The following is a 24,734-nucleotide window of genomic DNA, read 5'->3' as shown; positions in this document are numbered from 1 at the left end:
TCATTCTCCGACCAGAAATACACGCGTGACCGGCCGCGCGAGCGACGTCGCACCGATGCTGACCTCGAGCCCCGTCACCGAGCGCGGCATTGGCGCGTTACCGAGCTGCGGCACCTTCAGATTGTTGTCGGCCTCGGTAATCGCGGTCTGTACCTCGTTCATCTGTATGGTCCAGCCGAGCTTCGGCACGTACATCCGCGCCGAGATCGAGCCGACGCCGCCCATCAGCGGCACCGCGCTCCAGCCTTCGTCGCTGTCGTGCAACGCGCGCCGCAACTCGCCGACGTTGCCAAGCGGCGGCGACGCGTAGCGCACCACGCGACCGTTCGAGATCTGATAGCGCACCACTTGCAGACGCGGCGCGGTGCCCGGCAGCACCATATGCCGCACGATCTGCAGCCTGTTGCCGGTGACCGAGACCGCGGCCTGGCCAGATTCGTCGTCGCTGGCGGCCTGCCGCGCGTCGATGCGCATCTGGTCGAACAGCTGCGCGAACACGCGCTCGTCTTCCATCGCGTTGGTGATCGTCGTGCGACCGCGGATAATCTGATCGAGCCCGCGCCACGACAGCACCGCGATCACCGCGAGGATCGCGATCGCGACAAGCAGTTCGATCAGCGTAAAGCCGCGCGCGCCGTCGCGGCGGCGGCGCTTACAGCGAGCGGTTGTTTTCATTCGCGACCACCGTGACCATCTGGGCGAGATTGCCGGACTGCCCTGGCATCGTCACCATCACCTCGACGCGGCGAAACACCGGATTCGGCGTCGCCGTCACACGCTGAGTACACCGCAGCTGCAAATTGCCTTGCGAGCAATCGAAGCTCGTCGAGCCGATGTTCGGCCATGCGTGCTTCAGATGCAGTTGCGCGAGCGCGTTGTCCGCGCTCCAGCCGGCGAGCAGACGCCGGTGCAGATCGGCTTCGCCGCTCGCCAGCGCGCCGACCGCACGCAGCGACGCGGCCAGCGCTACCGCGATGATGGCGAGCGCCACCAGCACTTCGATCATCGTGAAACCGCGCGCCTTGCGGCACCCGACATCGCGCCTCCTGAAGAGGCAAGGAGCATGGGCGGGCCTGCCATAACGACGCATCCGCATCTCAGCGCACCTCATAGCGGCCATTGCCGGTACCGACGATGGTCGCCTGGCCGGCCGCCGAAAACAGCGTGACCTGCACCGGCACGTCGATCGCCTCTGTACCGAACACGATGCGCTCGGCGTGCGAATCCGAGCCCGGGTAACTGATCGCGACACCGGTCACGCCGCCTTCCCACTGACGCGGTCCGAGCAGATCGTCGCGCAGCGGACGCCAGCCGTCCTGGGTGCGCTGATCGAAACGGAAGCCGCCCTCGAATGGCTGCCACGCGATCGGCCGCGCGCGCACTTGCGCTTCGTCGCCAGCCGATTCGAACAGCAGCGCGAGACGCTGCGCTTCCTCGTTCAGATCGGTGCGCGGATTGCGGTTCATCGTGAGCGCGGTCAGCGACACGAGCAGGCCGGCGATCACGAGCACGACCATCATTTCGAGCAGCGTGAAGCCGGCCGCGCGGCCGCGGCGTTGCCGGGAGTGCGGCCGCGAAGCCGTACACGGAGTGTCCACACGGGACTTGCAAACGGACGTGCGCATAGTGCCGGCCATCGACGATCAACGGAAATTCAAACTTCAATGCAGCGGTGAAGCACGCACGCTTCGCCGTGCCGCGAAACTTGCGACGCGGCGGGCAGGCCGTTCGGCGACACCCGCGGCCAAACCGGCGGCAAAGAGGGTGCGTGCATGAACATCATCGAGCCTGGCGCGTTGCTGGTTTCGACGCGTTTATTGCCAGGACCCGACGTCGGAGTCGTTGCCTTCGCCGCCCGGTTTGCCATCGGCGCCGTAGCTGAACACATCGATCTCGCCGTGCACGCCCGGATTCAGGTACTGATACGAATTGCCCCACGGATCGTTCGGCAGGCGCTCGAGATAGCCGCCGTCCTTCCAGTTGGCCGGCACCGGGTCGGTGGTCGGCTTTTCGATCAGCGCGTGCAGGCCTTGCTCCTGAGTCGGATAGCGGCCGTTGTCGAGGCGATACAGCTTCAACGCCTGCATCACGGTGCCGATATCCTGCTTCGCGGCGACGCGCCGCGCTTCGTCCGGACGGCTCATGATCTTCGGCACGATCAGCGCGGCGAGAATGCCGAGAATCGCGATCACGACCATGATTTCGATCAGCGTGAAACCGCGTTGACGACGGCTTCGCGAACCCGCGTTGTTAGCGCGGCGAATGGTCGACAGTTGCATAGATTACTACCTCTTTTCAGGTGAATTTTTCGGTCCGGGCCGTCAGATTGAACACGCCGGGCCGATCATTTTAATGTCATGCAGTTGAAGGGTTTCAACCCACCGCAATTTTCACAATAGTCCGTACAATGTGCGCATGAACGCCATCCAAATCCGCCTCCTGTCGCTCGCGCTGTTCGCCGCTTTCTGCGCGACGCTGACCTACTGGATCATCACGCTGAGTACGATGTCCGGCGCGCCGTTGCCGGCTGCCGCCGCGCATGCGCAGGTCTCGACCGATCAGGCCGCGACGCTGTTCGGCGGGCAACTCACACGCAACGTCAATCAGGACATCCATCTCTTTGGCATCCTCGCGTTGAGCGAAGGCGCCGCGGCGATCGTCAGCGTCGGCGGCGAGCCGCCGCATGCGGTGTCGCTCGGCGGCACGCTGATGCAAGGCACGAAGCTCTCCGAAGTTCGCGCCCGCTCGATCATCATCGACCGCAACGGCGCCCACTCGGAAATCTTCCTACCCGCCAACTCCAGCGGCCCCACCATTTACGTGCGCTGAAACCCGAAGCGGTTGCGCGGCTGATACCGCACGCCGCGTAATCCTTTCTGTTCCCGCCTCGCGCTACGTCTACGCCTACTGCACGAGGTTGTTCAGCTCGATGATCGGCAGCATCACCGCGAGCACGATCACCAGCACTACGCCCCCCATCGCCAGAATCAGCAGCGGCTCGAGCAGGCTCGTCAGGAACATCGTGCGACGCTCCAGTTCGCGCGCTTCGCCGTCGGCCGCGCGGTCGAGCATCGTCGTCACGTCGCCGGTCGCTTCGCCCGAGCGGATCAGGTGCACGAGCACCGGCGGAAACGTCTTCGTGTTACCGAGCGCGCGCGACAGCGACGTCCCTTCGCGCACCCGCACGATCGCGTCGTCGATGTTTTCACGCATCGCGTTGTTGCTGAGCGTTTCGGCCGCGGCTTGCAACGCGCGCAGAATCGGCACGCCCGCCGCGGTCAGAATGCCGAGCGTGCTCGCAAAGCGCACGGTGTTATAGCCGCGCACGAGCTTGCCCATCAGCGGCGCGGTAAGCAGCCAGCGGTCGAAGGCGAGACGCGGCGCCGGTTGCCTGAGCGTCGCACGCACCAGATAGGCGACCACGATCACGCCGATCAGCACCGCCCACCACCAATGCCGGACGAAGCCGGACAGCGCCATCATCACGATCGTCAGAAACGGCAGTTGCTGCTTCGTGCTCGCGAACACGTTGACGACCTGCGGCACCACATAGCTGAGCAGGAACGTGACGATGCCCAACGCGATGATCGTGACGATCGTCGGATACGTGAACGCGAGCACGATCTTTTGCTTCAGCGCATTGCGCTGCTCGATGTAGTCCGCGAGCCGCGACAGCACCAGTCCGAGCTTGCCCGTGTGTTCGCCGGCCGCGACCAGCGCGCGGTAGATCTCGGGGAAATCCTTCGGATGCTGCTGCAGCGCATTCGCGAGCGAATGACCGCCGAGCACCTCGGCGCGAATCGCCGCCATCAGCTCGCGGATGTAGTCGCGCTCCGACTGCTCGGTGAGCACCGCGAGCGCTTCGTCGAGCGGCAGGCCCGCGATCAGCAGACTCGCGAGCTGCCGCGTCAGAATGGCCTGCTCGCGCTGTGACAGACGACGCCCGAGCGCGAGCCGCTGATTGCGCTCGCCGCGCGTACGCGACGCCGCCGGTTCGACGACGAGCGGGGTGAGTCCCTGCGAGCGCAGGTTGGTGCGCGCGCCGCGCGCACTGTCGGCGTCGAGCACGCCTTTTTGTGCCTTGCCCGCCGCGTCGATCGCTTCGAAACGGAATGCCGGCATGCGCTTATGCTCCGCCCGTCACGCGAATCACTTCTTCGAGCGACGTCAGTCCCGATGCGAGCCAGCGCTCCGAATCGTCGCGCAGCGTGCGCATGCCCTGCGCGCGGCCCGCCTGGAGAATTTCGGCGTCCGCCGCGTTGCGGTGGATCAGCGCACGGATCGTGTCATCGATCAGCAGCAGCTCGTAGACGCCGCGCCGTCCCGCGTAACCGGATTGGCCACAACGGTCGCAGCCGACCGGATGCCAGCGCTTGCTGCCGTCCTCTTCGGTGCGCTCTTCGCGGCACACCGGGCACAGGCGCCGCACGAGCCGCTGCGCGAGCACGCCAAGCAGCGACGAAGCGAGCAGATACGGCTCGACGCCCATGTCGGTCAGACGCGTAACGGCGGATGCCGCGTCGTTCGTGTGCAGCGTCGCGAGCACCAGGTGGCCGGTCAGCGACGCCTGCACCGCGATCTGCGCGGTTTCGAGGTCGCGGATTTCACCGATCATGATGACGTCCGGGTCCTGACGCAGAATCGAGCGCAACGCGCGCGCGAAGCTCATGCCGATCCGCTCGTTGACCTGGGTCTGGCCGATGCCGGACAGGTCGTATTCGATCGGGTCTTCCACCGTCATGATGTTGGTGGTCGCCGTCTCCAGTCGCGACATCGACGCATACAGCGTCGTGGTCTTGCCGGAGCCGGTCGGGCCCGTCACGAGCACGATGCCATGCGGCTTGCCGATCAGCTTGTCGAACTTGCCGAGCGTGTCGGATGCCATGCCCAGCGCTTCGAGATTCAGTCGCGCCGCGTCTTTTTCAAGCAGCCGTAGCACCGCGCGCTCGCCGTGGCCGGTGGGCAGCGTCGACACGCGCACGTCGACCGGACGACCGCCGACGCGCAGCGTGATGCGGCCGTCCTGCGGCAAACGTTTCTCCGCGATGTCGAGCTGCGCCATGATCTTGATCCGCGAGATCAGCGCGCCGTGCAGCGCTTTTTTCGGCCGCACGACGTCGCGCAGCGTGCCGTCGACGCGAAAGCGCACCACAGACGCATTCTCGAACGGCTCGATGTGAATATCCGATGCCTGCTCGCGAGCCGCTTGCGTGAGCAGCGCGTTGATCATGCGGATAATCGGCGCGTCGTCTTCCGATTCGAGCAGATCCTCGACCTCGGGGATGTCCTGCATCAGACGCGACAGATCGACTTCACCTTCCACTTCGCCGACCACCTGCGCGGCGCTGCCGTCCTGGCGCGCATACGCGTGGTTGATCGCCTGCGCGAGTTCGTCGGCGGGCACCCGCACCACCGATACCGTGCCGTAATTGCGCGCGACTTCGGCAAGCGCAGCTTCGCTCGTGCGCTCGCTGATCCAGACTTCAAGGCTATCGGCATGCTGATGCGCGACCAGAATCTGGCCGCTGCGCGCGAAGCCGTATGGCACGAGCCGGGCGGCGAGCGGCGAGGGCGCCGCGCGCTCTCCGGCGGCGGCCTCACCGTTCAGCAGACGTTGCGATGGCGCGGCTTGCGCGGGCGTCTGCGTCACGGACGCGCTCCCGGCGACACCGTGCTCGGCATCGCGCCGCTTGCCGGATTTGCGAGCGCCGGTTGCGGCGCGGTTTGCGGCATCGTCTGCGGCACCGGTTGCGTCGTGGGCTGCACGGAGGCTTGCGGCACGGCCTGCGGCGGTACCTGCTGAGGAACCTGTTGGGGCGCCTGCTGCGGCATCATCTGCTGGCGGCGCATCTGGTTCAGGTCGAACAGGTTCAGCGCCGGCACCCCGCCCTGGCTCGGGCCGAGCGGCATCGGCGGCACGACCGGATCGTCGCGATCCTTCATGATGTTGTTGTCCGAACGGTACGCACCCTGCACACCCTGGATGTAGTCGTAGCGGTTCGCGGTGACGGCCTGCGTGGTGCCGTGGTCGCTCAGGATGACCGGGCGCAAAAATACCATCAGGTTAGTCTTGTTGCGGGTCTTCTGCTCGGAGCGGAACAGCTGGCCCAGCCACGGAATGTCGCCGAGCAGCGGCACCTTGCTGTTGTTGACCTGATAGTTGTCCTGCATCAGGCCGCCGAGCACGATGATCTCGCCGTTATCGCACAGCACGCTCGACTGGATCGAACGCTTCGTGAATTCCGGGCCCGCCGGGTTCGTCGCCGCGTTGTTCGTACCGTTCACGATCGCCGAATCTTCCGTGTAGAGCTGCAGCTTCAGGATGCCGCCGTCGGTAATCTGCGGCTTCACGTGCAGCGTCAGACCGACGTCGACACGGTCGAACGTATTGAACGCCGCGCTCGTCGTGCCGCTCGTCAGGTTCGAGTACGAACCGGTCTGGATCGGCACGTTGGTACCGACGATGATCTTCGCTTCTTCGTTGTCGAGCGTGATCAGGTTCGGCGTGGACAGCACGTTCGCGTCGGCGGTCTGCGACAGCGCCTGCAGCAGCGCGCCGAGACCTTGCACGCCGAAAATGTTGTGAATCCAGCCGACGTTGAGGCCCTGTTGCAGGCCCGAGCTGGCCAATGCCGTCGCGAGGCCGCCGGTCGAGCCAGCCGCCGCGGCTGCCGCGGTCAGGTTGATGATACTGTTGCTCGAGCCCGTCTGGAGGTTCGTGCCCGCAAACACCGAGTTGTTCGCGACCTGCCACTGAATGCCGAGGTTGCCGCTCGTATTCGAGTTCAGCTCGACGATCAGTGCCTCGATATACACCTGCGCGCGACGCGCATCGAGCTGGTCGATCACCGCGCGCAAGTTGCGGTACACCGCTTCAGGCGCCGTGATGATCAGCGAGTTGGTGGCGGGATCGGCCGTGATCATGCCGCCGCCCTGGTCCTCGCTCTTTTCCTTGTCGCTGCCGAGAAAGCCGCCACTACTACCGTACGAGCCCGAGGCGCCACCGCCCATCGGTGAGTTCATCGAGCTGCCGCCGAGGCCGCCCGACGGCAACGGCGGCGTGCCCGACGTGCCCGTCGCATTACTGGTGTTCGACAGACCGCCGCCACCACCACCACCACCACCACCACTGGTGTTCTGGTTGAACGAGTTCGCCTCGTTCGCGCCGCCCGACGAGCCTTCGCCGCCGCCCTTGCCGAGCATGCTGCGCAGCGTGCGCGCGAGCTTCGTCGCGTCAGCGTTGCGCAGCGGCACGACGTGAATGTTGCCGGGCATCGTGGTCGGCACGTCGAGCTGCTTCGCGAGCTCCTTTGCCGCCGCGAGACGTGCGGTGTTCGACGCGCGCATCAGCAGCGAGTTGGTGCGCGGATCCGACGAGATCGACACCTTCAGCGTCGCGTCGGTGCTGCCGATCGAGCCCGGGTCGAGCATCTTGTTCATCTGCTGCGCGATGTCGATCGCGTTCGCGTTCTTCAGCGGCACGACTGCGACCGACTGGCCCGCCGCGCTATCGACGCCCGCGATGATCTGGGCAATGCGCCGCACGTTGTCGGCGTAATCGGTGACGACGATCGTATTGTTGGCGGGGTACGCGGCGACGGTGTTGTTCGGCGAGATCAGCGGACGCAGTACCGGCAGCAGGTTGTTGGCCGATTCGTTCCTCAGCGTGAAGACCTGCGTGACAATCTGGTCGCCGCGCGCCGTCGGCGCGTTGCCGACGTAGGTCGGCACGCCTTGCAGCTTGGCGTCGGCCTCGGGCACCACTTTCAGCACGCCATGATCCTGCACGAGCGCGAAGCCCTGCATGCGCAGCGCTGACTGTAAGGTTTTGAGTGCCTGATCCTCGGGCACCGCGTTTTCCGACACGAGGTTCAGTTGCCCCTTCACCCGCGGATCGACGATGATCGTCTTGCCGGTGGCAGCGCCGATCGCCTTGGCGACCTGGTCGATGTCAGCGTTGACGAAGTTGAGTGTCACCTCTGCCCGTGCTGTCTGCGCGGTGATCAGTCCAGCCACCAGCAGCGCCGTTGCCACGCGACGCAAACCCATACAATTTCTTCTCATGGAATGTGATATCGATGCCGGCAGCCGCTGCCACCGACGGTCATGCGATGCGGACCTGGCAGCAAGCCACCGCCCGGTCGGTCTGCATGCCGGCCCGAAAAGCGATTGTCGCTTCGAGCTGCTGCGTCCCGACGTCCGAAAAAAACGAACAGTAACAGCTTTTCATGTCGGATTTGAAACAAAACAAGGGGCCCCATCCGAATCCCTTAAGGAATCGCTGAGTTGTCATCCAATTGAAAGCTAACCAGCACCATACGCGCACGCCATTACCCGGCTTTGGTGCGGTCTTATGTCGGTTAGCCAACTTGACGAAGGTCGGACTGCCGGTATGATACGAGCCGTTCGACTCACAGAAATGTGTTTGCTGACGCGGGTTTTCCCCGATACTCGACAAACGCCCGGCCAGCTTGCCGTTGCGGCCGAAACGCAGTTGTCAAACCCCCTTACCGATTCTTACTTCGGGTTTATTCAGTCGTCTTGACCGATGAAACGTCCGCTCGTCACCGTCGCCGCCACGCTCGCGCTGCTCGCCGCAGCCGGCTCCGCGCGCGCCGACTGCTTCGACGAGGCGGCGAAGTACCAGAAGGTCAATCCGCTGATTTTACGGGCGATCGCCTGGCAGGAGTCGCACAACCGGCCGGGTGCGCAGCACAAGAACGCGAACGGCTCGATCGACTACGGCGTGATGCAGATCAATTCGGTGCATTTGCCAGTGCTCGCGCAGTACGGAATCTCACAAGGCACGCTGATGGAGCCGTGCAAGAACGTTTATATCGCGGCCTGGCATCTGCGCCGCCAGATGAACAAGTACGGCAATACCTGGCAGGCGGTCGGCGCATACCACTCGGAGACGCCGGCGTTGCGGGACAAATACGCGCAACAGATCGCGGCGATTCTACGCAGCTGGAAGTTGATGCCTGCGCAGTAGGCCGCAGTGGCTATTTGCAGCGCTGTCGCTCGCGCGGGCCGCGCCCGTTTTGATGCACAATGCGGCTTCATGCTGCCGCCGCGCCGTCTATGCGCCGTCGCACCGCCGCCGACCCTATGGCCCCGCGCCCGGCACGTCTTCCAATCTTCCCGTATTCCGTACCGCGATGAACCAGCCGCTATTGCCCATCACCGTGCTCTCCGGTTTTCTGGGCGCCGGCAAGACCACACTCCTGAATCACATCCTCGCGAATCGCACCGGTTTGCGCGTCGCGGTGATCGTCAACGATCTCGCCGCCGTCAATATCGACCCGACGCTCGTGCGCAAGGTGGCCGAGCCGTCGCATGTCGATGATCAGGTCGTCGAACTCACGAACGGCTGCATCTGCTGCACTCAGCAGGACGACCTGCTGAATGAAATCCGTCGTCTCGGCGGCGAAAAGCGCTTCGACGCGCTCGTGATCGAATCGACCGGCGTTGCCGAGCCGATGTCCATTGCCGAGACCCTCACGTTTGTCGACGACAACGAAGGCGCATCGCTCGCGGACGTCGCGCGGCTCGATACGATGGTCACGATCGTCGATGCGTGCAACTTTCTGCGCGACTACGCGTCGGCCGACGCGCTCGCCGAACGCGGCATCGCGCTCGACGAAGACGATGACCGCACGATCGTCGAATTGCTGATCGAGCAGATCGAGTTTTGTGACCTGCTCGTCGTGAACAAGATGGATCTGGTCAGCGCCGACGCGCTCGCGCGTTTGCAGCGCGTCCTCGCGCGCCTGAACCCGCGCGCGGTGCAGCTCGTGAGCCGCTTCGCCGACGTCCCGCTCGACCAGGTGCTGAACAGCGGACGCTTCGATTTCGACGAAACGTCGAACGCGCCGGGCTGGCTCGCGGCGCTCGAACACACGCATCAGGACCAGCACGGCAGTCATCACGGCCACATGCATCACACCGAAACCGACGAATACGGGGTCGGACATTTCGTCTATCGCGCACGCCGGCCGTTTCATCCGCAGCGGCTGTGGGAGCTGCTGCATCAGGAGTGGAAGGGCGTACTGCGCAGCAAGGGATTCTTCTGGCTCGCGACGCGCAACCATGTCGGCGGCTCGCTATCGCAGGCCGGCGGCGCTTGCCGGCACGGTCCGGCGGGTATGTGGTGGGCCGCGCAGGATCGCAGCGAATGGCCCGAAGGCGACGACGAACTGGCAGCCGAAATCGCCGCCGACTGGTACGGCGCGCCGGACGATATGAGCATCGGCGATCGTCGTCAGGAGTTCGTGCTGATCGGTTTCGACCTCGACCCCGCCATCTGGCGCGCGAAGTTCGACGCCTGCCTGCTCACCGACGACGAATACGCGCTCGGGCCGCAAGGCTGGCAGCAGTTCCCTGATCCGTTCCCGGCGTGGGAGTTCGATGAACACGATCACGATGAGAACGCGCATCGTCACGACTGAACGAAGCACGCTCCGGGTTTAAACCACGTGCCCGGACGAAAAAAAACCCGCCGTAGGCGGGTTTCTCGCGGGTGTCAACTGCCCGGCAGTAATCTGCTTAGCGCTTGTTGACCGAGTCCTTGAACGCCTTGCCTGCCGTGAACTTGACGGTCTTGGCAGCCGGAATCTTGATAGATTCGCCGGTCTTCGGATTGCGACCCGTACGCGCTGCGCGCTTGCCCGAACCAAAACTGCCGAAGCCGATCAACTGGACCGCCTCACCCTTCGACACAGACTTCTTGATGACTTCAAGCAACGTGTCCAGCGTTTCACCGGTTTGAGCCTTGCTGGCGCCCGTCTGTCCTGCGACAGCGTCGATCAGTTCCTGTTTGTTCATTAAGGTTCCTTTCTGAGTTTAGGTTGATACGAACAGCGCGACCGCGCCGATTATATGTGCGCGCACCGCGCCGTCGAGCAGCTGCGGCCCCGATCCTGAAGATCTCTCGCGCCGGACAAAACACCGTTCGGCGGCCGTGCTGCCGCTCCCTTCGCGGCGCTTGCTATGATAGCGCAGCGCAAACCCAATCAGGATAAGGGTTTCGAGGAATTGCACGGTTTTCGGGCCGTTCTTGCAAGGAAATCGAATTTTGCCCCTCAGCACCCCCTAAACGAGGGCTGAAACCCAGTCCTGGCGGGGATTAGCGTTGGTTTTTGCCAACGCAGCAAAGCGTCTAAAAGCGTCCTGAAAGGTTTTTTACCGCGACTCGCGCGCTGCGCGCGCCGACTCGGACCATCGAACCCGCTCTTTCGAGCGACCTTTTGAGCGTGTTTTTCCGTCGCGCATGACCGATCCGCTAATCCCCGCCGTCCTCGCTTTCCGCGACAACGGCAGCCCCTTTTCGCCGCTCTACGACGACATCTATCACAGCGCCGTCGGCGCGCTCGAGCAGGCTCACTACGTCTTTCTGCGCGGCAACGAATTGCCCGAACGATGGCAGAGCCGTCGCACGTTCACCGTGCTCGAAACCGGTTTTGGCATCGGCATCAACTTTCTCGTTACGTGGGCTGCGTGGCGCGCGGATCCAGCACGCTGCGAGCGGCTGCATTTCGTGTCGACCGAGAAGCATCCGTTTAGCGCCGCCGATCTGCGCCGCGTCCACACGGCAACGATCTCCGATCCGCTGATCGCCGAGCTCGCGCAAACGCTCGCGAACGCATGGCCGATGCTCGTGCCCGGTACGCACCGGCTCGAATTCGAAGACGGCCGCGTCGTGCTGACGCTGGTCTTCGCCGATGCGCTCGACAGCCTGCCCGCGTTGCGGCTGCGTGCCGACGCGTTCTATCTGGATGGCTTTGCGCCCGCCAAAAATCCCGAGCTGTGGAGCCCGGCGATCTTCAAGGCGCTCGCGCGCGTCGCCGGCGATGGCGCGACCTTCTCCACCTATAGCAGCGCGGGCGATGTCAAACGCGCGTTGACGCAATGCGGCTTCGAGTATCGCAAGGTCGACGGCTTCGGCTGGAAACGCGCGATGCTGGTCGGCCGCTTCGCGCCGCGCTGGCGTGTGCGCCGTTATGAGCCGCCCGCGCCGTTCGCGCACGACGAGCGGCACGCGGTCGTGGTCGGCGCGGGACTGGCCGGCTGCGCGGTGATCGAGCGGCTTGCGGCGCGCGGCTGGCGCGTGACTTCGCTCGAGCGGCATGCGTCGGTTGCACGGGATGCGTCCGGCAATCCAGCGGGCGTATTCCACCCGATGATTTCGCGCGACGACAGCGTCGCGTCGCGCGTCACGCGGGCGGGCTTCCTATACGCGCTGAATCGTTGGGTCGCGCTCGAACGGACAGGGCACCGACTCACGCGCGGCGATCGCGGCCTGCTCCAGATCGCCGCGGACGACGACGAGGCAAGCGCAATCGGCGAGGCTATCGCCACGTTCCGCTATCCGTCCGACTATGTGACGCCGGTCTGCGCGTCCGATGCCGCGCAACTCGCCGGCATGCCGCTCGCGCGGGGCGGCTGGTTCTTTCCGAGCGGCGGCTGGATCGATCCGGCCTCGCTATGCGCGGCGCAATTCGCCTCGGCAGGCGGCTTGCTCGAACGACGCTTCGGCGTCGACGTCGCGCGGCTCGAACGTTCCGGCGATCAGTGGACCGTGTTCGATATCACGGGCAAGGTAGTCGCGCGGGCGCCAGTCGTGATCGTCGCGGGCGCGCATGAAGCGGCGCGCATCGCTGGCTTGCATCATGCGCCGACACGCAGCATTCGCGGTCAGTTGAGCTTGCTGCCGGCAGGTGCCGTCGCACCGCTCGCGTTGCCGGTGATCGGCGAGGGCTACGCTGTGCCGCTCGGGAACGGCGTCACGCTGACGGGCGCGACCTATGAACTCGACGACCTCGACACGTCGCTGCGTGCGGACGGACATCGCGAGAATATCGAGCGCGTCGCGCGGATGCTGCCGTCATTCGCAAGCGCGCGCGATGTCACGCCGCTGAGCTCGCTCCCCGGCCGCGTCGCGTTTCGCTGCGTGACCACGGACCGCATGCCGATGATCGGCCAGCTCGCCGACGAAGCCGAGGCCACGCGCCATGCCGCACGCCTGCGTGGCGCATGGCCGCTCGACCTGCCGCGCGTCGACGGTCTGTACGGCGCATTCGCCTATGGTTCTCGCGGGCTGGTGTGGGCCGCGCTCGGCGCTGAGTTGATCGCCTCGCAGATCGAAGGCGAGCCGTGGCCGCTCGAACGCGATCTCGCCGAAGACATCGACCCCGCGCGTTTTCTGCTGCGTTCGCTGCGGCAGGGGACGATCGGTTAACCGGCTTCGACTATTTCGAAGTTAGCCGCTGCGCCCGGCACGTGAGCGCCGTCCGCCCGGTAAACCATGTTAACCGCCGCGCCGGTTTATCCACCGTAACTTGTGGATAACCGCCCAGTTAACCGGCGCAAGTCGTGTGGAACCGTTGTGGACGTAAACGGGGTAACTGGAATGTCTCGAAAAAGTGCGAAAAGTTGCTCGCGTATACCGGCCGCTACCGCACACGCTGTGCGTCCGGTTATGCGGTCCGCAAATGGATGATTTGTTTCGGTATACGTCGGTTATCCACAGAAACCGAGGCACCTTGTTAACTGTTACTACGTATACATACAGTAAACCAGTAAACAGCAAAGCCGAGGGCTAACGCCCCGCCTATCGCGTTAAGTAAATTGAGTTCGAGTTCGCGTAAACGGATCTCTCGATACGCCGGCGCTAACGGGAAGAACGCCGGAAAGCAGACGAAACCGCACATCGAAATCACACACAGGCGGTCGCCCTAGCGGTCGGATTCACCGTTCGCGACGTCGTCGAAACTGAAGTGATGACCCCAAAAAAGGTCGCTTTTTCCGTTCGCCCTAGAAATAACGTACTTTTTTACCGTTTTGCCTGCGAGTTAACGTCTTTTCCGTCAACGCGGAACAAGCTATGGCACAATCCCCGTTCTTTTCCGCGTCGTGCCACCGCATCTAGCGGCACGCGCAGCAATGGAACGGTGCCGGTCAATCGGAATCTGATTCGAAGTCGACAGCGTTCCTTCACCGTGCCTGTTGCTACAGCCGCATCCCGTGAATGTGCCGGACTCCGTGCGGTTTTTTGCTGCCGCGGCGCATTCCGATCATCCGATCATTGAAACCTCGCAACGCTGACTTCGCGAAGCGCTTGCGACAACGAGCGCTCCCGGTTCGCTCGTGCCACGGCGTGCGTGTGCGCCGGTTCGTGTCGTCTGCCGTTGCTGCCAAGGAGAACCCATTACGATGAATTCGGCGTTTTCGTTTCTGCCAGCGTGGCCGCTTTCACCCGACGCCATTTTCTGGGCGGGTCTTGCATTGCTTGCCGCCGGTCTGTGCGGCGAGCTTTGCTATCGCGCGTGGCGTTTGCCGCGCATTTCCGGCTATGCGGTGATCGGACTCGTGGCCGGCGCGGCAGGCTTTGGCGTGATCGATGCCGATTCCGCGAGCGCCGCCCGGCCGCTGCTCGACGTCGCGCTCGGCCTGTTGCTGTTCGAACTCGGCAGCCGGCTCGATCTGCGCTGGATCCGACGTAATCCGTGGCTAATCCTGTCGAGCGTCGCCGAAGCCACGCTGACTTTCGTGCTGGTGCTGCCCGTGTTGTTGTTTTTGCACGTGCCGCTGATGGTCGCGACCGTACTCGCCGCGATTGCGATGGCGACATCGCCCGCGATGGTGATCCAGCTCAAAACCGAACTGCGCGCCGAAGGCCAGGTCACGCAGCGTCTTCTGACCTTGACCGCACTGAACAGCATGTACGCGGTCGTGATCGAAAAGCTCGTGTCGAGCTGGCTACATCAGGAGTTTTACGGCAACGTGTTCGCGACGATCGTGCAGCCGTTGTACCTGCTGGTCGGCTCGCTCGTGCTCGCGTATCTGCTCGCGCGCACCTGCACATTCTTCTATCGGCGCCTGAACATGCACGACGAGCACTCGTTCGTGGCACTGTTCGGTCTGGTGCTGCTTGCGATCGCGATCGCGCATCTGTTTAAGCTGTCGACGATTCTCGCGCTACTCGCCGCGGGCATCATCGTGAAGAATCACGAAGCGCGTCCGCAGCTGTGGCCGCAGCATTTCGGCACCGCGGGCTGGCTGCTGACGGTGATCCTGTTCGTGCTGACGCTGACGTCGTTCGAGTGGAAGCACATCGCGTTGGGCGGAGTCGCGGCGCTGGGTCTGATCGTTGCTCGCCTCGTCGCGAAGCTGGTCGGCGTGCTTGCATTCGCGAAGCCGAGCGGTCTGAACTGGAAGCAGGGCGTCGCGCTCGGCCTGTCGTTGTCGCCGATGTCCGCGCTCGCGTACCTGCTCGTCGACGACACGTACAACCTGTATCCGAATTTCGATCCGCAACTGCGCGCGATCGTCATGTGTTCGATTTTCGCGCTGCAGATTCTCGGGCCGTGGCTCGTTTATCGCAGCCTCGCGCTCGTCGCCGAGCGGCGCGAGGCGTAAGCGCGAAACGCGCGTTGGCTGCGACGCGCGTTTTGCGAACCGTCTTTCCAATACCTTCGCCTCAAACGACCTGACTCAGGGGACGCCATGTCACTCGAACCCTTCATCGATTCGAAACCGTTCACGTTCGGTATCGAGCTCGAAATGCAGATCGTCAATACGCACGACTATGATCTGACCAAAGCCGGCACGGATCTGCTGCGCCTCATCAAGGACGAAAAGATCCCTGGGAACATCACGCCGGAAATCACCGAAAGCATGATCGAGCTGTCGACCGGCATCTGCACGTCGCACGAACAGGCGGTCGCCGATCTGCGCAAGATTCGTGACACGCTGGTGTCCGCAGCCGATCACCTGAACGTCGGTCTGTGCGGCGGCGGCACCCATGCTTTCCAGCAATGGAGCGAGCGGCAGATCGTCGATACGCCGCGCTTTCAGTATCTTTCCGAGCTGTACGGCTATCTCGCGAAGCAGTTCACCGTGTTCGGCCAGCACGTGCACATTGGTTGCCCGAATCCGAACAGCGCGCTCTATCTGCTGCATTCGATGTCGCGCTTCATTCCGCATTTCATTGCGCTGTCCGCGTCGTCGCCTTTCGTACAGGGCGTCGATACCGGATTCCATTCGGCACGACTGAATTCCGTGTTCGCGTTTCCGCTGTCGGGCCGCGCGCCGTTCGTGCTGACGTGGGACAGCTTCGAGGAGTACTTCTCGAAGATGGTCCACACGGGCGTGGTCAACAGCATGAAGGATTTCTACTGGGATATCCGCCCGAAGCCGGGGTTCGGCACGATCGAGGTCCGTGTGATGGATACGCCGTTTTCGGTGGATCGCGCCGCGGCGATCGCCTGCTACATCCAGACGCTGGCGCGTCATCTGCTGCTCGACAAGCCGATCATGCCGAAGGAAGACGACTATCTGGTCTACACGTTCAACCGTTTCGAAGCCTGCCGCTTCGGGCTCGGCGGCACCTGCATCAATCCGCAAACCGGTGAGCGCAAGACGATTTCCGAAGATATTCTCGAAACGCTCGAACAGATCGGACCGCATGCGAAAGCACTCGGTTCGGTCAACGCGCTGGCCGAAGTCGGCGCGATCGCGCGCGGCCAGGTCAATGACGCGACGTGGCTGCGCAGCGTGTTTGCGCAGGAAAAGTCCTTGCATGAAGCGGTACGCCAGCAGTGTCTGCAGTGGCGTGCCTAGTCGCAAAGGCACCATAAAACCCGTTCGCGTGCGCTGCGCACGCGACCTTCCGACGAAACCCGCCGCGTGCGGGTATTTTTTCGTAAGAAAATTTTTATGATTTTTCGCGCGCGCAACCCTTCAGGTTTCTCGAAAGTTTACGTATACCAGCGTAGTAGTCGTAAGCTGGCATTGCTAATGGCTGTGGACAACTGAATAATTTCTTGCAAAGTCAATGCGCTGGGGAAATGATAACTGGCTCGCAAACAGGCCCCGGCCATGCGCGGCAAGCACAACCGAGGAAACGTTCAACACGCTGCAAGTGCTTGTTGCAAAACGGTACACAGGCTGTGCAAACGTTTTCCCCTGCTTATCCACAGCTCGCGTCGGATCGGTTAGCTGTACGATTTGCCGCTCTCGCATAGAATGTCGTTTTCGCCGCCTTCAGCCACCACAGCGGTATATTTTTGAGATAGTACAAACGGCTTCATCCGCGGTTAGACGAAGCTACCCCACACACGCAACGGGCGTATCCCGGCAGTCAGCCGCCGGCATCGCACCAAAGCAGTAAATGAACGAATCGAAGATTATGAGCGAAGGCGTATACGGAGAACAGGCAACCGGGCGAGTGACTCACAGCCTCTTGCGATTGAGCACGGCGATGCGAAGCCAGGCTTGGGAATGGGCGGAAGGCGCGGGCCTTACGCCGACCCAGGGTGAAATCCTCGTGCTGTTGATGCAACGCAAGGGGCCGATGCGGCTCGGCGAAATCGCGCGTGAAACGGCGCTGACCGCCGCGACCACCAGCGATGCGGTCAGCACGCTCGAGACCAAGGGCCTCGTCGAAAAGCGTCGCGCACTCGACGACGGTCGTGCGCTCGCGGTACGCCTGACCGCGCGTGGCCGCACCGCTGCCAAACGCGCCGTGCAATGGCCGGACTTCCTGTCGAAGGCGGTCGGCACCCTTCGCGACGACGAACAGGCAGTGTTCTATCGCACGCTGCTCAAGACCATTTACCAGCTCGAAGCGCAAAACACGATCCCGTCGCATCGCATGTGCCTGAGCTGCACGCATTTCCAGCCGAGCAAAAATCCGAAGAAGACGCCGCATCACTGCGCGCTGCTTGACCTGAACATGGCGGACACCGATCTGCGTCTCGATTGCTCCGTGCACGAAACCGCGGATGTCGCCACCCAGAAGAAGACCTGGAAGATCTTCGTCCAGTAACGCGGCGTCTTCCGGGGCAATCCGCTAACATGGCCTGGCCGGCTTAGGCGGGCGGTATGTGCCGCCTGCTTGCCGGCGGGTGCCGTGCAGCGGGTAGAGTCGTTGGCGGCGCGTCGTTAGTTAACCTGAAGATAGGGCAGGCCGATGAATCGGGAAGTACTCGCCATCCGCCATGTGCACTTCGAGGATCTGGGCAGTCTCGAGCTCGTGCTCGGCGAGCGCGGGCGTCCGGTCCGTTATCTCGATGTGGGCATCGCCCGTATCGAGGCACCTGATCCGGTTGGCGCGTCGCTGATGGTCGTGCTCGGCGGCCCCATCAGCGCCACCGACGACGCGCTGTACCCCACGCTCACGCCGCTGCTGTCGTTGATCGAAAAACGCATCGCGGCCGGCTTGCCGACGCTCGGCATCTGCCTTGGCGCACAGCTGATCGCGCGAGCGCTCGGTGCGCGCGTCTATTCCGCGGCTCAGGCCGAACTCGGCTGGACGCCGCTCACGCTGACCGATGCCGGCCGCGCCTCGCCGCTGCGTCATCTCGATGTCGCTCATACGTCGATGCTGCATTGGCACGGTGATACCTTCGATTTGCCCGCCAACGCGACCCGTCTTGCGTCAACCCCGGCTTGCCAGAATCAGGCCTTCGCATGGGGCGATCACGTGCTAGGGTTGCAGTGTCATCCCGAGATCCGCACCGATCGGTTCGAGCCCTGGCTGATCGGGAATGCGAACGAACTGGCCGGCCACGGCATCGACGCGCGTCGGTTGCGCGCGGACACCGCTCGATTCGGTCCCGCGCTCGAAGCCGCCGCGTGCCGCATGTTCGGCGAATGGCTCGATCAGGTTCAGCCGAGAGCCTGAATGGCTAGCCCAATGGCGGCGTAAGCGGCCAACCGGGTGCCACGTTCATGCAGCAAACCGCGTGCAGTGCTATGCTCGATCGCTCTCGGGCTTTCACTGGGCGTAATCCATGAGCGCGCTGTTCTCTCCGCTCACGCTGCGTAGCGTGACGCTTCCCAATCGTATCGTCGTGTCCCCGATGTGCCAGTACTCCGCCGAACGCGGCGAAGCGACCGCATGGCACATGATTCACCTTGGCAGTCTCGCACTGTCCGGCGCGGGCATGCTATGCATCGAGGCGACCGCCGTCGAGCCGGACGGGCGTATCACGCCTGGCGATCTCGGCTTGTGGGACGACGCGACCGAAGAGGCGCTCGTGCCGGTGCTGGCCGCAATCCGCAAGCATTCGCATGTCAACGTGACGATGCAACTGGCACACGCGGGCCGCAAGGCATCGAGCCAGGTACCGTGGGAAGGCGGCCAGCTGATTCCGGTGTCGCAACGCGGGTGGTTGCCGCACGCGCCGTCGGCGCTGCCGCACAAGCCGGGGGAGGAGCCGCCGCTCGCACTCGATGTCGCCGGCCTGAACCGGATTCGCGAGGCGTTCGCCGCATCCGCGCGTCGCGCCGCGCGTCTCGGCATCAATGCACTTGAAGTGCATGCCGCGCATGGCTATCTGCTGCATCAGTTCCTGTCGCCGATCGCGAATCAGCGGCCCGACGACTACGGCGGCTCACGCGAAAACCGCATGCGTTTCCCACTCGAAATCTTCGACATCGTGCGGGCCGCATTCCCCGCTGATAAACCGGTCGGCGTGCGCGTGTCGGCGACGGACTGGGTCGAAGGCGGCTGGACGCTCGAAGACACGATCGCATTTGCGCACGAGCTGGAAAAGCGCGGCTGCGACTGGATCGACGTGTCGTCGGGCGGTGTATCGCCGTTGCAGAAAATCCCGCTCGAGCCGGGCTACCAGATTCCGTTTGCGAAAGCGGTCAAGCACGCAACCGGGCTGACGACGATCGGCGTCGGGCTCATCACCGATCCGCTGCACGCGGAGCAGTTGATCGAGGCGGGCGATGCCGATCTGATCGCGCTGGCTCGCGCGCTGCTCTATAACCCGCGCTGGCCGTGGCATGCCGCCGCTCAACTCGGGGCAACCGTCGAAGCGCCGGCGCAGTACTGGCGTTCGCAACCGCGCGAGCAGAAAGCGCTGTTCGGCGACATTACGTTCGGTCAACGGTGACGCCCGTCGCACGTTGAACAAACGCATCGGCCGACGGTTGAAGGAAGCCGTCCACACCGTGTAGGATGCCGGTTGTGGCGCGATACGCGTCGCAAGTCGACGCGGCGCTCGCAGGGCGCCGCGTTTGCTATTCGCGTTAGAAAAAGCCGCGCGCAAGACGCGCCAGACGATTGCCAGACTTCATTCCCCAGTTCTTCACAAGGATTCATTCAATGAATTCACGCAGGATCGCCGTGCGCCGTTCGGGTGTGCACGGCAAAGGCGTGTTTGCTCTCGAACCGATCGCGGCGGGCGAACGGCTGATCGAATACAAGGGCGAGCGGATTACCTGGAAAGAAGCATTGCGCCGTCATCCGCATAATCCGGCTGAACCGAATCACACGTTTTATTTCGCGCTGGATAACGGCAAGGTCATCGACGGCAAGGTGAACGGCAATAGCGCGCGCTGGATCAACCATTCATGCGCGCCGAACTGCGAAGCCGAGGAAATCGACGGGCATGTTTACGTGCACGCGCTGCGCGATATCGCGGAGGGCGAGGAAGTCTTTTACGACTACGGGCTCGTGATCGACGCGCGTCAGACGAAGAAGCTGAAAAAGGAATACGAATGCCGCTGCGGCGCGCGCAAGTGCCGCGGCACGATGCTGGCGCCGCCGCAGAAGGGCAAGGGCGGCGGCAAGTCGGGCAAAGGCGCCGGCAAGGCGGAAAAGTCGAGCAAGTCGGCGAAGAAATCGAAGAAGAATTAGAAATGAGGCGCGGCCCGGCGCGCCGCGTTAGCTGTCTGCGCTGATCGAAGCGCCCTGTCGAGCGCGGCCGCGGCAGCCGGCAAGCGTTCACATCCCTACAAATCGACCGGCGCCGAGTGCGCCGGTTTTTTCGTGGCGCGCCGCGCGTTGGCATCGCTGGCAACGCCCGCGGACGCGCCGGGCGGCAGCAACGGAATCCGCACGATAAAGCGTGCGCCGCCCTCCGGCGCATCCTCGTAATGCACGCTGCCGTGATGCAGCACCATGATGTCGTGGACGATCGCGAGGCCCAGACCCGCGCCGCTGTCGACGCCCGCCTCGGCCTGCCCGTCGCCGCGGAAGAATCGCTTGAACAGATCCGCCTGCTGCGAACCCGGCACGCCCGGCCCGTTGTCTTCTACGACGATCTCGGCCATGCGCAGGTCGTCGATCAGGGTCTGGGAGACCGTCACCGTGATACGGCCGCCGTCGGCGCGCGAGGGCGGCACATACTTCAGCGCGTTATCGAGCAGATTGGCGATCACTTCATGCAGCAGCACCGGGTTGCCGCGCGCCATCAGCGGGTCATCGTTCGACGGATCGTCGAGCCGCTGGAAGCCGAGATCGACGTGTACGCGAAGCGCGCGCGGCACCCATTCGGCGCCGGTGTCGAACGCGAGCGCGGCCATGTCGACATTGACGAAGCGGGCCGCCTGTTCGCCCGGCTCGGCGCGCGCGAGCGACAGCAATTGATTCGACAGCCGCACGGCACGATCGGCCGCGGCGCGCAGTTCGCGCACGGCGGCGAGCGTCTGCTGCGGATCGCGCGCGACGACCGCCTGCTCCGCATGCAGCTTCACGGCGGTGAGCGGCGTGCGCAGCTGATGCGCGGCATCGGCGATGAATTTACGTTGCGCATCGAGGGCGGCCTTCAGGCGACCGAGCAGCGCGTTGAGCGCGCCCGTCAGCGGACGGATTTCGACCGGCACATAGGTTTCGTCGACGGGTTCGAGCGACGTGTGCGTCTGCCGGTTCAGCGAATCGGCGAGCGCGGTCAGCGGATTGAGCTGCTGATTGACGACGCGCCACACGATCACCCAGCCGGCCAGCAGCAACAGCAATAGCGGCATCATGATCGCGACGAGGAACTCGGCGGCGATGCGGAAGCGGTGATGCACGGGCTGGCCGACTTCGACGACGATCGGATTGCCGCTCGGCTGTTCGACCCGCACCTGCGCGACCCGCACGGTCACGCCCTCGTGCTGCGTCTCGAACACGTACGCATAATGCATGCGGCGCACGTTGGTGCCTTGCAGCGGCAGATTGTTGTCGCCGGCGATTTCGGTATCGCCGGTGCTGATCCGGTAGACCAGATGTTCGACCGGATCGGAGAACATCGCCTGCGCGAGCGGCGGCACCGTGATCGGCGCTTCCGGGCCGGCGATCTGGATCTGTTTGGAGATCGCGGTCGCGAGGTCCGCGAGCGAACGGTCGACCACGTGCTGCGTGTACTGCCAGGCGAGCCAGTAAGCGATCAGGCCGCTCATCAGCGCGAGCAGCGACAGGGGAGCAGCGAGGCGCCGCAGCAGCGTGCGGCGCAGACTATTGGCGGCCGGCTGGTGCATGATCGTACGCGCGGGAAAATGGCAACTGCGGTGGCAACTGCGGTGGCAACGGCGCGAAGCGCGTTGAGATAGTCCGGATGCCGGCACAACGCGCGGCGGGCGCAGCCGATGCGCGGTGCCGGTCCGGCGTCGTCAGGCCGCAACGTAACCCGCGGCCTTCACGACGATCATGCGGCCTGGCGGATTTCCTGCAACAGGTAGCCAAAGCCACGCACGGTGACGATTTCGACACGGCAGTTCTCGAGCTTCTTGCGCACGCGGTGCACGTAGACTTCGATCGCGGTATCGCCGAGATCGCCGCCGAAGTGCGTCAGGTGATCCTGCAGTTGCGCCTTGCTGACGACGCGGCCGTGACGCAGCAGCAGCATTTCGAGCACCGCGAATTCACGCGGCGACAGTTCGAGCGGTTTGTCGTCGTTGAAGATGCGGCGGTCAACGCCGGACAGCCGCACGCCACCCAGCGACACTTCCGGGCGCGGCATGTCGCCGTGGGGGCCACTGCGGCGCATCACGGCGCGAATGCGCGCTTCGAGCTCGGCCGGTTCGAACGGCTTCAGCATGTAGTCGTCGGCGCCCGAGTTCAGGCCTTGCACGCGGTCGTTCAGTTCGTCGCGCGCGGTCAGGATGATCACCGGCGTATGGCGGTTGCTCTGACGGAAACGCGACAGCAGCGTCATGCCGTCGATGCCCGGCAGACCCAGATCGAGGATCACGAGTTCGTGGCGGTTTTGCGTGAGGGCCTGCTCGGCAAAGATGCCGTCATGGACCATGTCGACGGTGAAGCCGGCTTGTTCGAGACTGCTTTGGATGCCGCGTGCGATGGGGCGGTCATCTTCGATCAGAAGGAGTCGCATGGATTTCGCTCAAGTACAATGGGTTTAGGCGTTTGGGCAAGCGGTTCGCCGGGGCGCCTGCTGCACAGACGGCGTGCGAAGCGGCGGCAAACGCGCCACGAAGCCGCTGTCGAGCCGCCTCGAAGCGCCCTGCTAGCCATCACGAAGTCATGTCCGAGATCAGCATTCACGAACTGGAAGCCGCGATCAACTTCTGGCGCGCCCGCTCACCTTCGAGCGGCGACGAACTCGTTCTGTGCAAGGAGGCAAGCGCGCTCTCCAAGCCGTATGCGCTGCTGATTGTACAGCGTCAGCAGTCGCTACCACTCGATCGTTTGGACCCGATTGCAAAGCAGGCCTGGGAAGCTTACGTTCAACTTAATAATAGCCTGTAGAACTGAAGGTTTGCCCAGGAAATTGCCTGCATTGCCCTTTCATTGCGGCCCAATTACGCGGCAAGTTGTGTAGAAACACGCATAAAACCGGTAATTCTTGTACTACACAGTAATACTGTCGATGAATGTGGCAAGCGCGATATCGCGTTCGGTCACGCCGTTCGCCTCATGGGTCGACAGCGTGATGTCGACCTTGTTGTACACGTTGAACCACTCTGGATGGTGATCCATCTCCTGCGCCTTGATGGCGACGCGCGTCATAAAGCCGAACGCCTCGTTGAAGTCGGCGAATTCGAAGGTGCGGCGAATCGCGTCACGCTCCGCCACGCTTTCCCAGCGATTCAGTTTCGCCAGTTGCTGGGGCCGTTCGTCGGCAGTCAGTTTCTGAATCATGTTGTTACCTCGCTGGTCGAACGCGTTCGCCGGCAGGCGGACGCATCCGTTATTTTTTCACGGTTGCGCAATCCTCGCCGCCCGTTGGGCCGGGTCGGCTTGCGGCGGCCTTCCCGCGATGTACCCATAGAGCCCGCGCGAGCAGCGGCAGGGCGCCCGCGCCATCGGCGGCGAGCGCGGCGCGGCCGTACGCGTGCATGTAGTCGACGAACACCGGCTGAATCAGCAGTGGCACATGGCCGAACAGATCGCGCGGAGGACGGGCGGGAAGGGCGCAAACACCGCTCGAATATGCATAATCGTGCAATAATCGTGCATTGTTTGGCCAATCTATGCGGGAAATAAACGATGCTTGAACTCGATCACTTCGATCTCGCGCTGCTCGACGTGCTGCAGCGCTTTGGCCGCCCCACGCATCAGCAGTTGGCCGAGCAGGTGCCGCTGTCGCCGTCGCAGATCGGGCGGCGCTTGCAGCGGCTCGAACAGGTCGGGGTGGTCGATGGCTATCGCGTCGTGCTTCGGCCCGAAAAGCTCGGGCTCGGCGTCACTGCTTTCACAAGCCTGAAGCTGAAACATCACGGCGATTCGATCATCGAGCAGTTTCAGCAGCAAATCGACATGCTGCCCGAAGTGCTCGAATGCCATGCGGTCGTCGGCGATGCCGACTATCTGCTGCGCATCGTCGCGCCGGATCTGAACTACCTGTCGAGCTTCGTGATGAAGAAGCTGATGCGCGTGCCGGGCGTCGATAGCGTGCGCTCGAACATCGTGCTGACCACGTTCAAGCGAAATGGGCCGTTGCCACTGGGGCATCTGGCGCCGGGCGCGGTGGCGGGTTGAGGGTTTGAGGCGATTG

The 24,734-nt window shown here is 63.6% G+C and carries 24 protein-coding genes and 1 pseudogene; 12 read left to right on the top strand and 13 right to left on the bottom strand.

Annotation, left to right across the window (positions count from 1 at the left end):
* From OKW43_RS13410 to gspG, 4 genes are all read right to left on the bottom strand, one after another.
* On the bottom strand, positions 1–675 hold the full coding sequence (locus OKW43_RS13410; RefSeq protein WP_187632423.1) for a PulJ/GspJ family protein: 675 nt from the start codon (positions 673–675) through the stop codon (positions 1–3).
* Entirely contained in the window at positions 653–1,096 is a 444-nt protein-coding gene (gene gspI, locus OKW43_RS13405) for a type II secretion system minor pseudopilin GspI (protein WP_429447781.1), read from the bottom strand. Before gspI ends, OKW43_RS13410 begins: the two co-directional genes overlap by 23 nt.
* A gap of 1 nt (position 1,097) precedes the next feature.
* The gene (locus tag OKW43_RS13400) at positions 1,098–1,637 is read right to left on the bottom strand and encodes a GspH/FimT family pseudopilin (RefSeq protein WP_429447778.1); all 540 of its coding nucleotides are present in this window, start codon (positions 1,635–1,637) and stop codon (positions 1,098–1,100) included.
* 177 nt (positions 1,638–1,814) lie between these two features.
* Positions 1,815–2,279, bottom strand: a complete 465-nt coding sequence (gene gspG, locus OKW43_RS13395; RefSeq protein ID WP_187632426.1) for a type II secretion system major pseudopilin GspG — start codon at positions 2,277–2,279, stop codon at positions 1,815–1,817.
* 136 nt (positions 2,280–2,415) lie between these two features.
* Here gspG and OKW43_RS13390 point away from each other — a divergent pair, with 136 nt between their 5' ends.
* On the top strand, positions 2,416–2,829 hold the full coding sequence (locus tag OKW43_RS13390; protein WP_187632427.1) for a general secretion pathway protein GspC: 414 nt from the start codon (positions 2,416–2,418) through the stop codon (positions 2,827–2,829).
* Between the two features lie 75 nt (positions 2,830–2,904).
* Here the strand turns inward: OKW43_RS13390 and gspF are convergent, their stop codons facing one another.
* From gspF to gspD, 3 genes are read right to left on the bottom strand one after another with little or no spacing between them, the layout of a single operon-like run.
* The gene (gene gspF / locus OKW43_RS13385; RefSeq protein ID WP_187632428.1) at positions 2,905–4,122 is read right to left on the bottom strand and encodes a type II secretion system inner membrane protein GspF; all 1,218 of its coding nucleotides are present in this window, start codon (positions 4,120–4,122) and stop codon (positions 2,905–2,907) included.
* A 4-nt stretch (positions 4,123–4,126) separates the two neighbouring features.
* Complete coding sequence (gene gspE / locus OKW43_RS13380) at positions 4,127–5,611, bottom strand: type II secretion system ATPase GspE (RefSeq protein ID WP_281393904.1); 1,485 nt, start codon at positions 5,609–5,611, stop codon at positions 4,127–4,129.
* A gap of 35 nt (positions 5,612–5,646) precedes the next feature.
* Positions 5,647–8,049, bottom strand: coding sequence for a type II secretion system secretin GspD (gspD, locus tag OKW43_RS13375; protein ID WP_429447774.1), 2,403 nt, complete (start codon positions 8,047–8,049; stop codon positions 5,647–5,649).
* Positions 8,050–8,548: 499 nt separating this feature from the next.
* Here gspD and OKW43_RS13370 point away from each other — a divergent pair, with 499 nt between their 5' ends.
* Both OKW43_RS13370 and OKW43_RS13365 read left to right on the top strand, forming a co-directional pair.
* Positions 8,549–8,992, top strand: a complete 444-nt coding sequence (locus OKW43_RS13370; RefSeq protein ID WP_187632430.1) for a lytic transglycosylase domain-containing protein — start codon at positions 8,549–8,551, stop codon at positions 8,990–8,992.
* A 166-nt stretch (positions 8,993–9,158) separates the two neighbouring features.
* Positions 9,159–10,448: a GTP-binding protein gene (locus OKW43_RS13365; RefSeq protein ID WP_429447772.1), complete on the top strand. Its 1,290-nt coding sequence runs from the start codon at positions 9,159–9,161 to the stop codon at positions 10,446–10,448.
* Positions 10,449–10,545: 97 nt separating this feature from the next.
* Here OKW43_RS13365 and OKW43_RS13360 read toward each other — a convergent pair whose 3' ends face one another.
* Together OKW43_RS13360 and OKW43_RS13355 are read right to left on the bottom strand one after the other, a co-directional pair.
* The gene (locus OKW43_RS13360) at positions 10,546–10,824 is read right to left on the bottom strand and encodes an HU family DNA-binding protein (RefSeq protein ID WP_187632432.1); all 279 of its coding nucleotides are present in this window, start codon (positions 10,822–10,824) and stop codon (positions 10,546–10,548) included.
* A gap of 18 nt (positions 10,825–10,842) precedes the next feature.
* Positions 10,843–11,040 (bottom strand): hypothetical protein, encoded by a 198-nt coding sequence (locus tag OKW43_RS13355; RefSeq protein WP_187632433.1) that lies wholly within the window; start codon positions 11,038–11,040, stop codon positions 10,843–10,845.
* Positions 11,041–11,269: 229 nt separating this feature from the next.
* On the opposite strand from OKW43_RS13355, the gene mnmC reads away from it, so the two are divergent.
* The 7 genes from mnmC to OKW43_RS13320 all read left to right on the top strand — a co-directional run bounded on the left by mnmC (position 11,270) and on the right by OKW43_RS13320 (position 20,653).
* Positions 11,270–13,237 carry a bifunctional tRNA (5-methylaminomethyl-2-thiouridine)(34)-methyltransferase MnmD/FAD-dependent 5-carboxymethylaminomethyl-2-thiouridine(34) oxidoreductase MnmC gene (mnmC, locus tag OKW43_RS13350; RefSeq protein ID WP_429447770.1) on the top strand — a complete coding sequence of 656 codons (1,968 nt, stop codon included), beginning with the start codon at positions 11,270–11,272 and terminating at the stop codon, positions 13,235–13,237.
* A 974-nt stretch (positions 13,238–14,211) separates the two neighbouring features.
* Complete coding sequence (locus OKW43_RS13345; RefSeq protein ID WP_187632435.1) at positions 14,212–15,417, top strand: cation:proton antiporter; 1,206 nt, start codon at positions 14,212–14,214, stop codon at positions 15,415–15,417.
* 87 nt (positions 15,418–15,504) lie between these two features.
* Positions 15,505–16,620: a YbdK family carboxylate-amine ligase gene (locus OKW43_RS13340; RefSeq protein ID WP_187632436.1), complete on the top strand. Its 1,116-nt coding sequence runs from the start codon at positions 15,505–15,507 to the stop codon at positions 16,618–16,620.
* Positions 16,621–17,188: 568 nt separating this feature from the next.
* Positions 17,189–17,827 carry a MarR family winged helix-turn-helix transcriptional regulator gene (locus tag OKW43_RS13335; RefSeq protein ID WP_429451664.1) on the top strand — a complete coding sequence of 213 codons (639 nt, stop codon included), beginning with the start codon at positions 17,189–17,191 and terminating at the stop codon, positions 17,825–17,827.
* Between the two features lie 144 nt (positions 17,828–17,971).
* Positions 17,972–18,685, top strand: coding sequence for a glutamine amidotransferase (locus tag OKW43_RS13330; RefSeq protein WP_187632438.1), 714 nt, complete (start codon positions 17,972–17,974; stop codon positions 18,683–18,685).
* Positions 18,686–18,794: 109 nt separating this feature from the next.
* Entirely contained in the window at positions 18,795–19,907 is a 1,113-nt protein-coding gene (locus tag OKW43_RS13325; protein ID WP_187632439.1) for an NADH:flavin oxidoreductase/NADH oxidase, read from the top strand.
* 212 nt (positions 19,908–20,119) lie between these two features.
* On the top strand, positions 20,120–20,653 hold the full coding sequence (locus OKW43_RS13320; RefSeq protein ID WP_187632440.1) for an SET domain-containing protein: 534 nt from the start codon (positions 20,120–20,122) through the stop codon (positions 20,651–20,653).
* 95 nt (positions 20,654–20,748) lie between these two features.
* Here OKW43_RS13320 and OKW43_RS13315 read toward each other — a convergent pair whose 3' ends face one another.
* Together OKW43_RS13315 and OKW43_RS13310 are read right to left on the bottom strand one after the other, a co-directional pair.
* Positions 20,749–22,257, bottom strand: a complete 1,509-nt coding sequence (locus OKW43_RS13315; protein WP_187632441.1) for a sensor histidine kinase — start codon at positions 22,255–22,257, stop codon at positions 20,749–20,751.
* Positions 22,258–22,424: 167 nt separating this feature from the next.
* Positions 22,425–23,111, bottom strand: a complete 687-nt coding sequence (locus OKW43_RS13310; protein WP_013090980.1) for a response regulator — start codon at positions 23,109–23,111, stop codon at positions 22,425–22,427.
* A 149-nt stretch (positions 23,112–23,260) separates the two neighbouring features.
* Here OKW43_RS13310 and OKW43_RS13305 point away from each other — a divergent pair, with 149 nt between their 5' ends.
* Complete coding sequence (locus OKW43_RS13305; RefSeq protein ID WP_187632442.1) at positions 23,261–23,485, top strand: DUF3717 domain-containing protein; 225 nt, start codon at positions 23,261–23,263, stop codon at positions 23,483–23,485.
* 102 nt (positions 23,486–23,587) lie between these two features.
* Here the strand turns inward: OKW43_RS13305 and OKW43_RS13300 are convergent, their stop codons facing one another.
* Both OKW43_RS13300 and OKW43_RS13295 read right to left on the bottom strand, forming a co-directional pair.
* Positions 23,588–23,914 (bottom strand): 4a-hydroxytetrahydrobiopterin dehydratase, encoded by a 327-nt coding sequence (locus OKW43_RS13300; protein ID WP_429451662.1) that lies wholly within the window; start codon positions 23,912–23,914, stop codon positions 23,588–23,590.
* Positions 23,915–24,002: 88 nt separating this feature from the next.
* A pseudogene (locus OKW43_RS13295) lies at positions 24,003–24,128 on the bottom strand (phenylalanine 4-monooxygenase); the annotation flags it as partial.
* Positions 24,129–24,226: 98 nt separating this feature from the next.
* On the opposite strand from OKW43_RS13295, the gene OKW43_RS13290 reads away from it, so the two are divergent.
* Positions 24,227–24,718: an Lrp/AsnC family transcriptional regulator gene (locus OKW43_RS13290; protein WP_429447766.1), complete on the top strand. Its 492-nt coding sequence runs from the start codon at positions 24,227–24,229 to the stop codon at positions 24,716–24,718.
* Positions 24,719–24,734: the final 16 nt, after the last annotated feature.

It is taken from the genome of Paraburkholderia sp. WC7.3g, from assembly GCF_050436345.1.
Lineage (GTDB): Bacteria > Pseudomonadota > Gammaproteobacteria > Burkholderiales > Burkholderiaceae > Paraburkholderia > Paraburkholderia podalyriae.
Note: the sequence above shows the minus strand (reverse complement) of the source record. Positions and strands in the feature narration are given on the sequence as shown.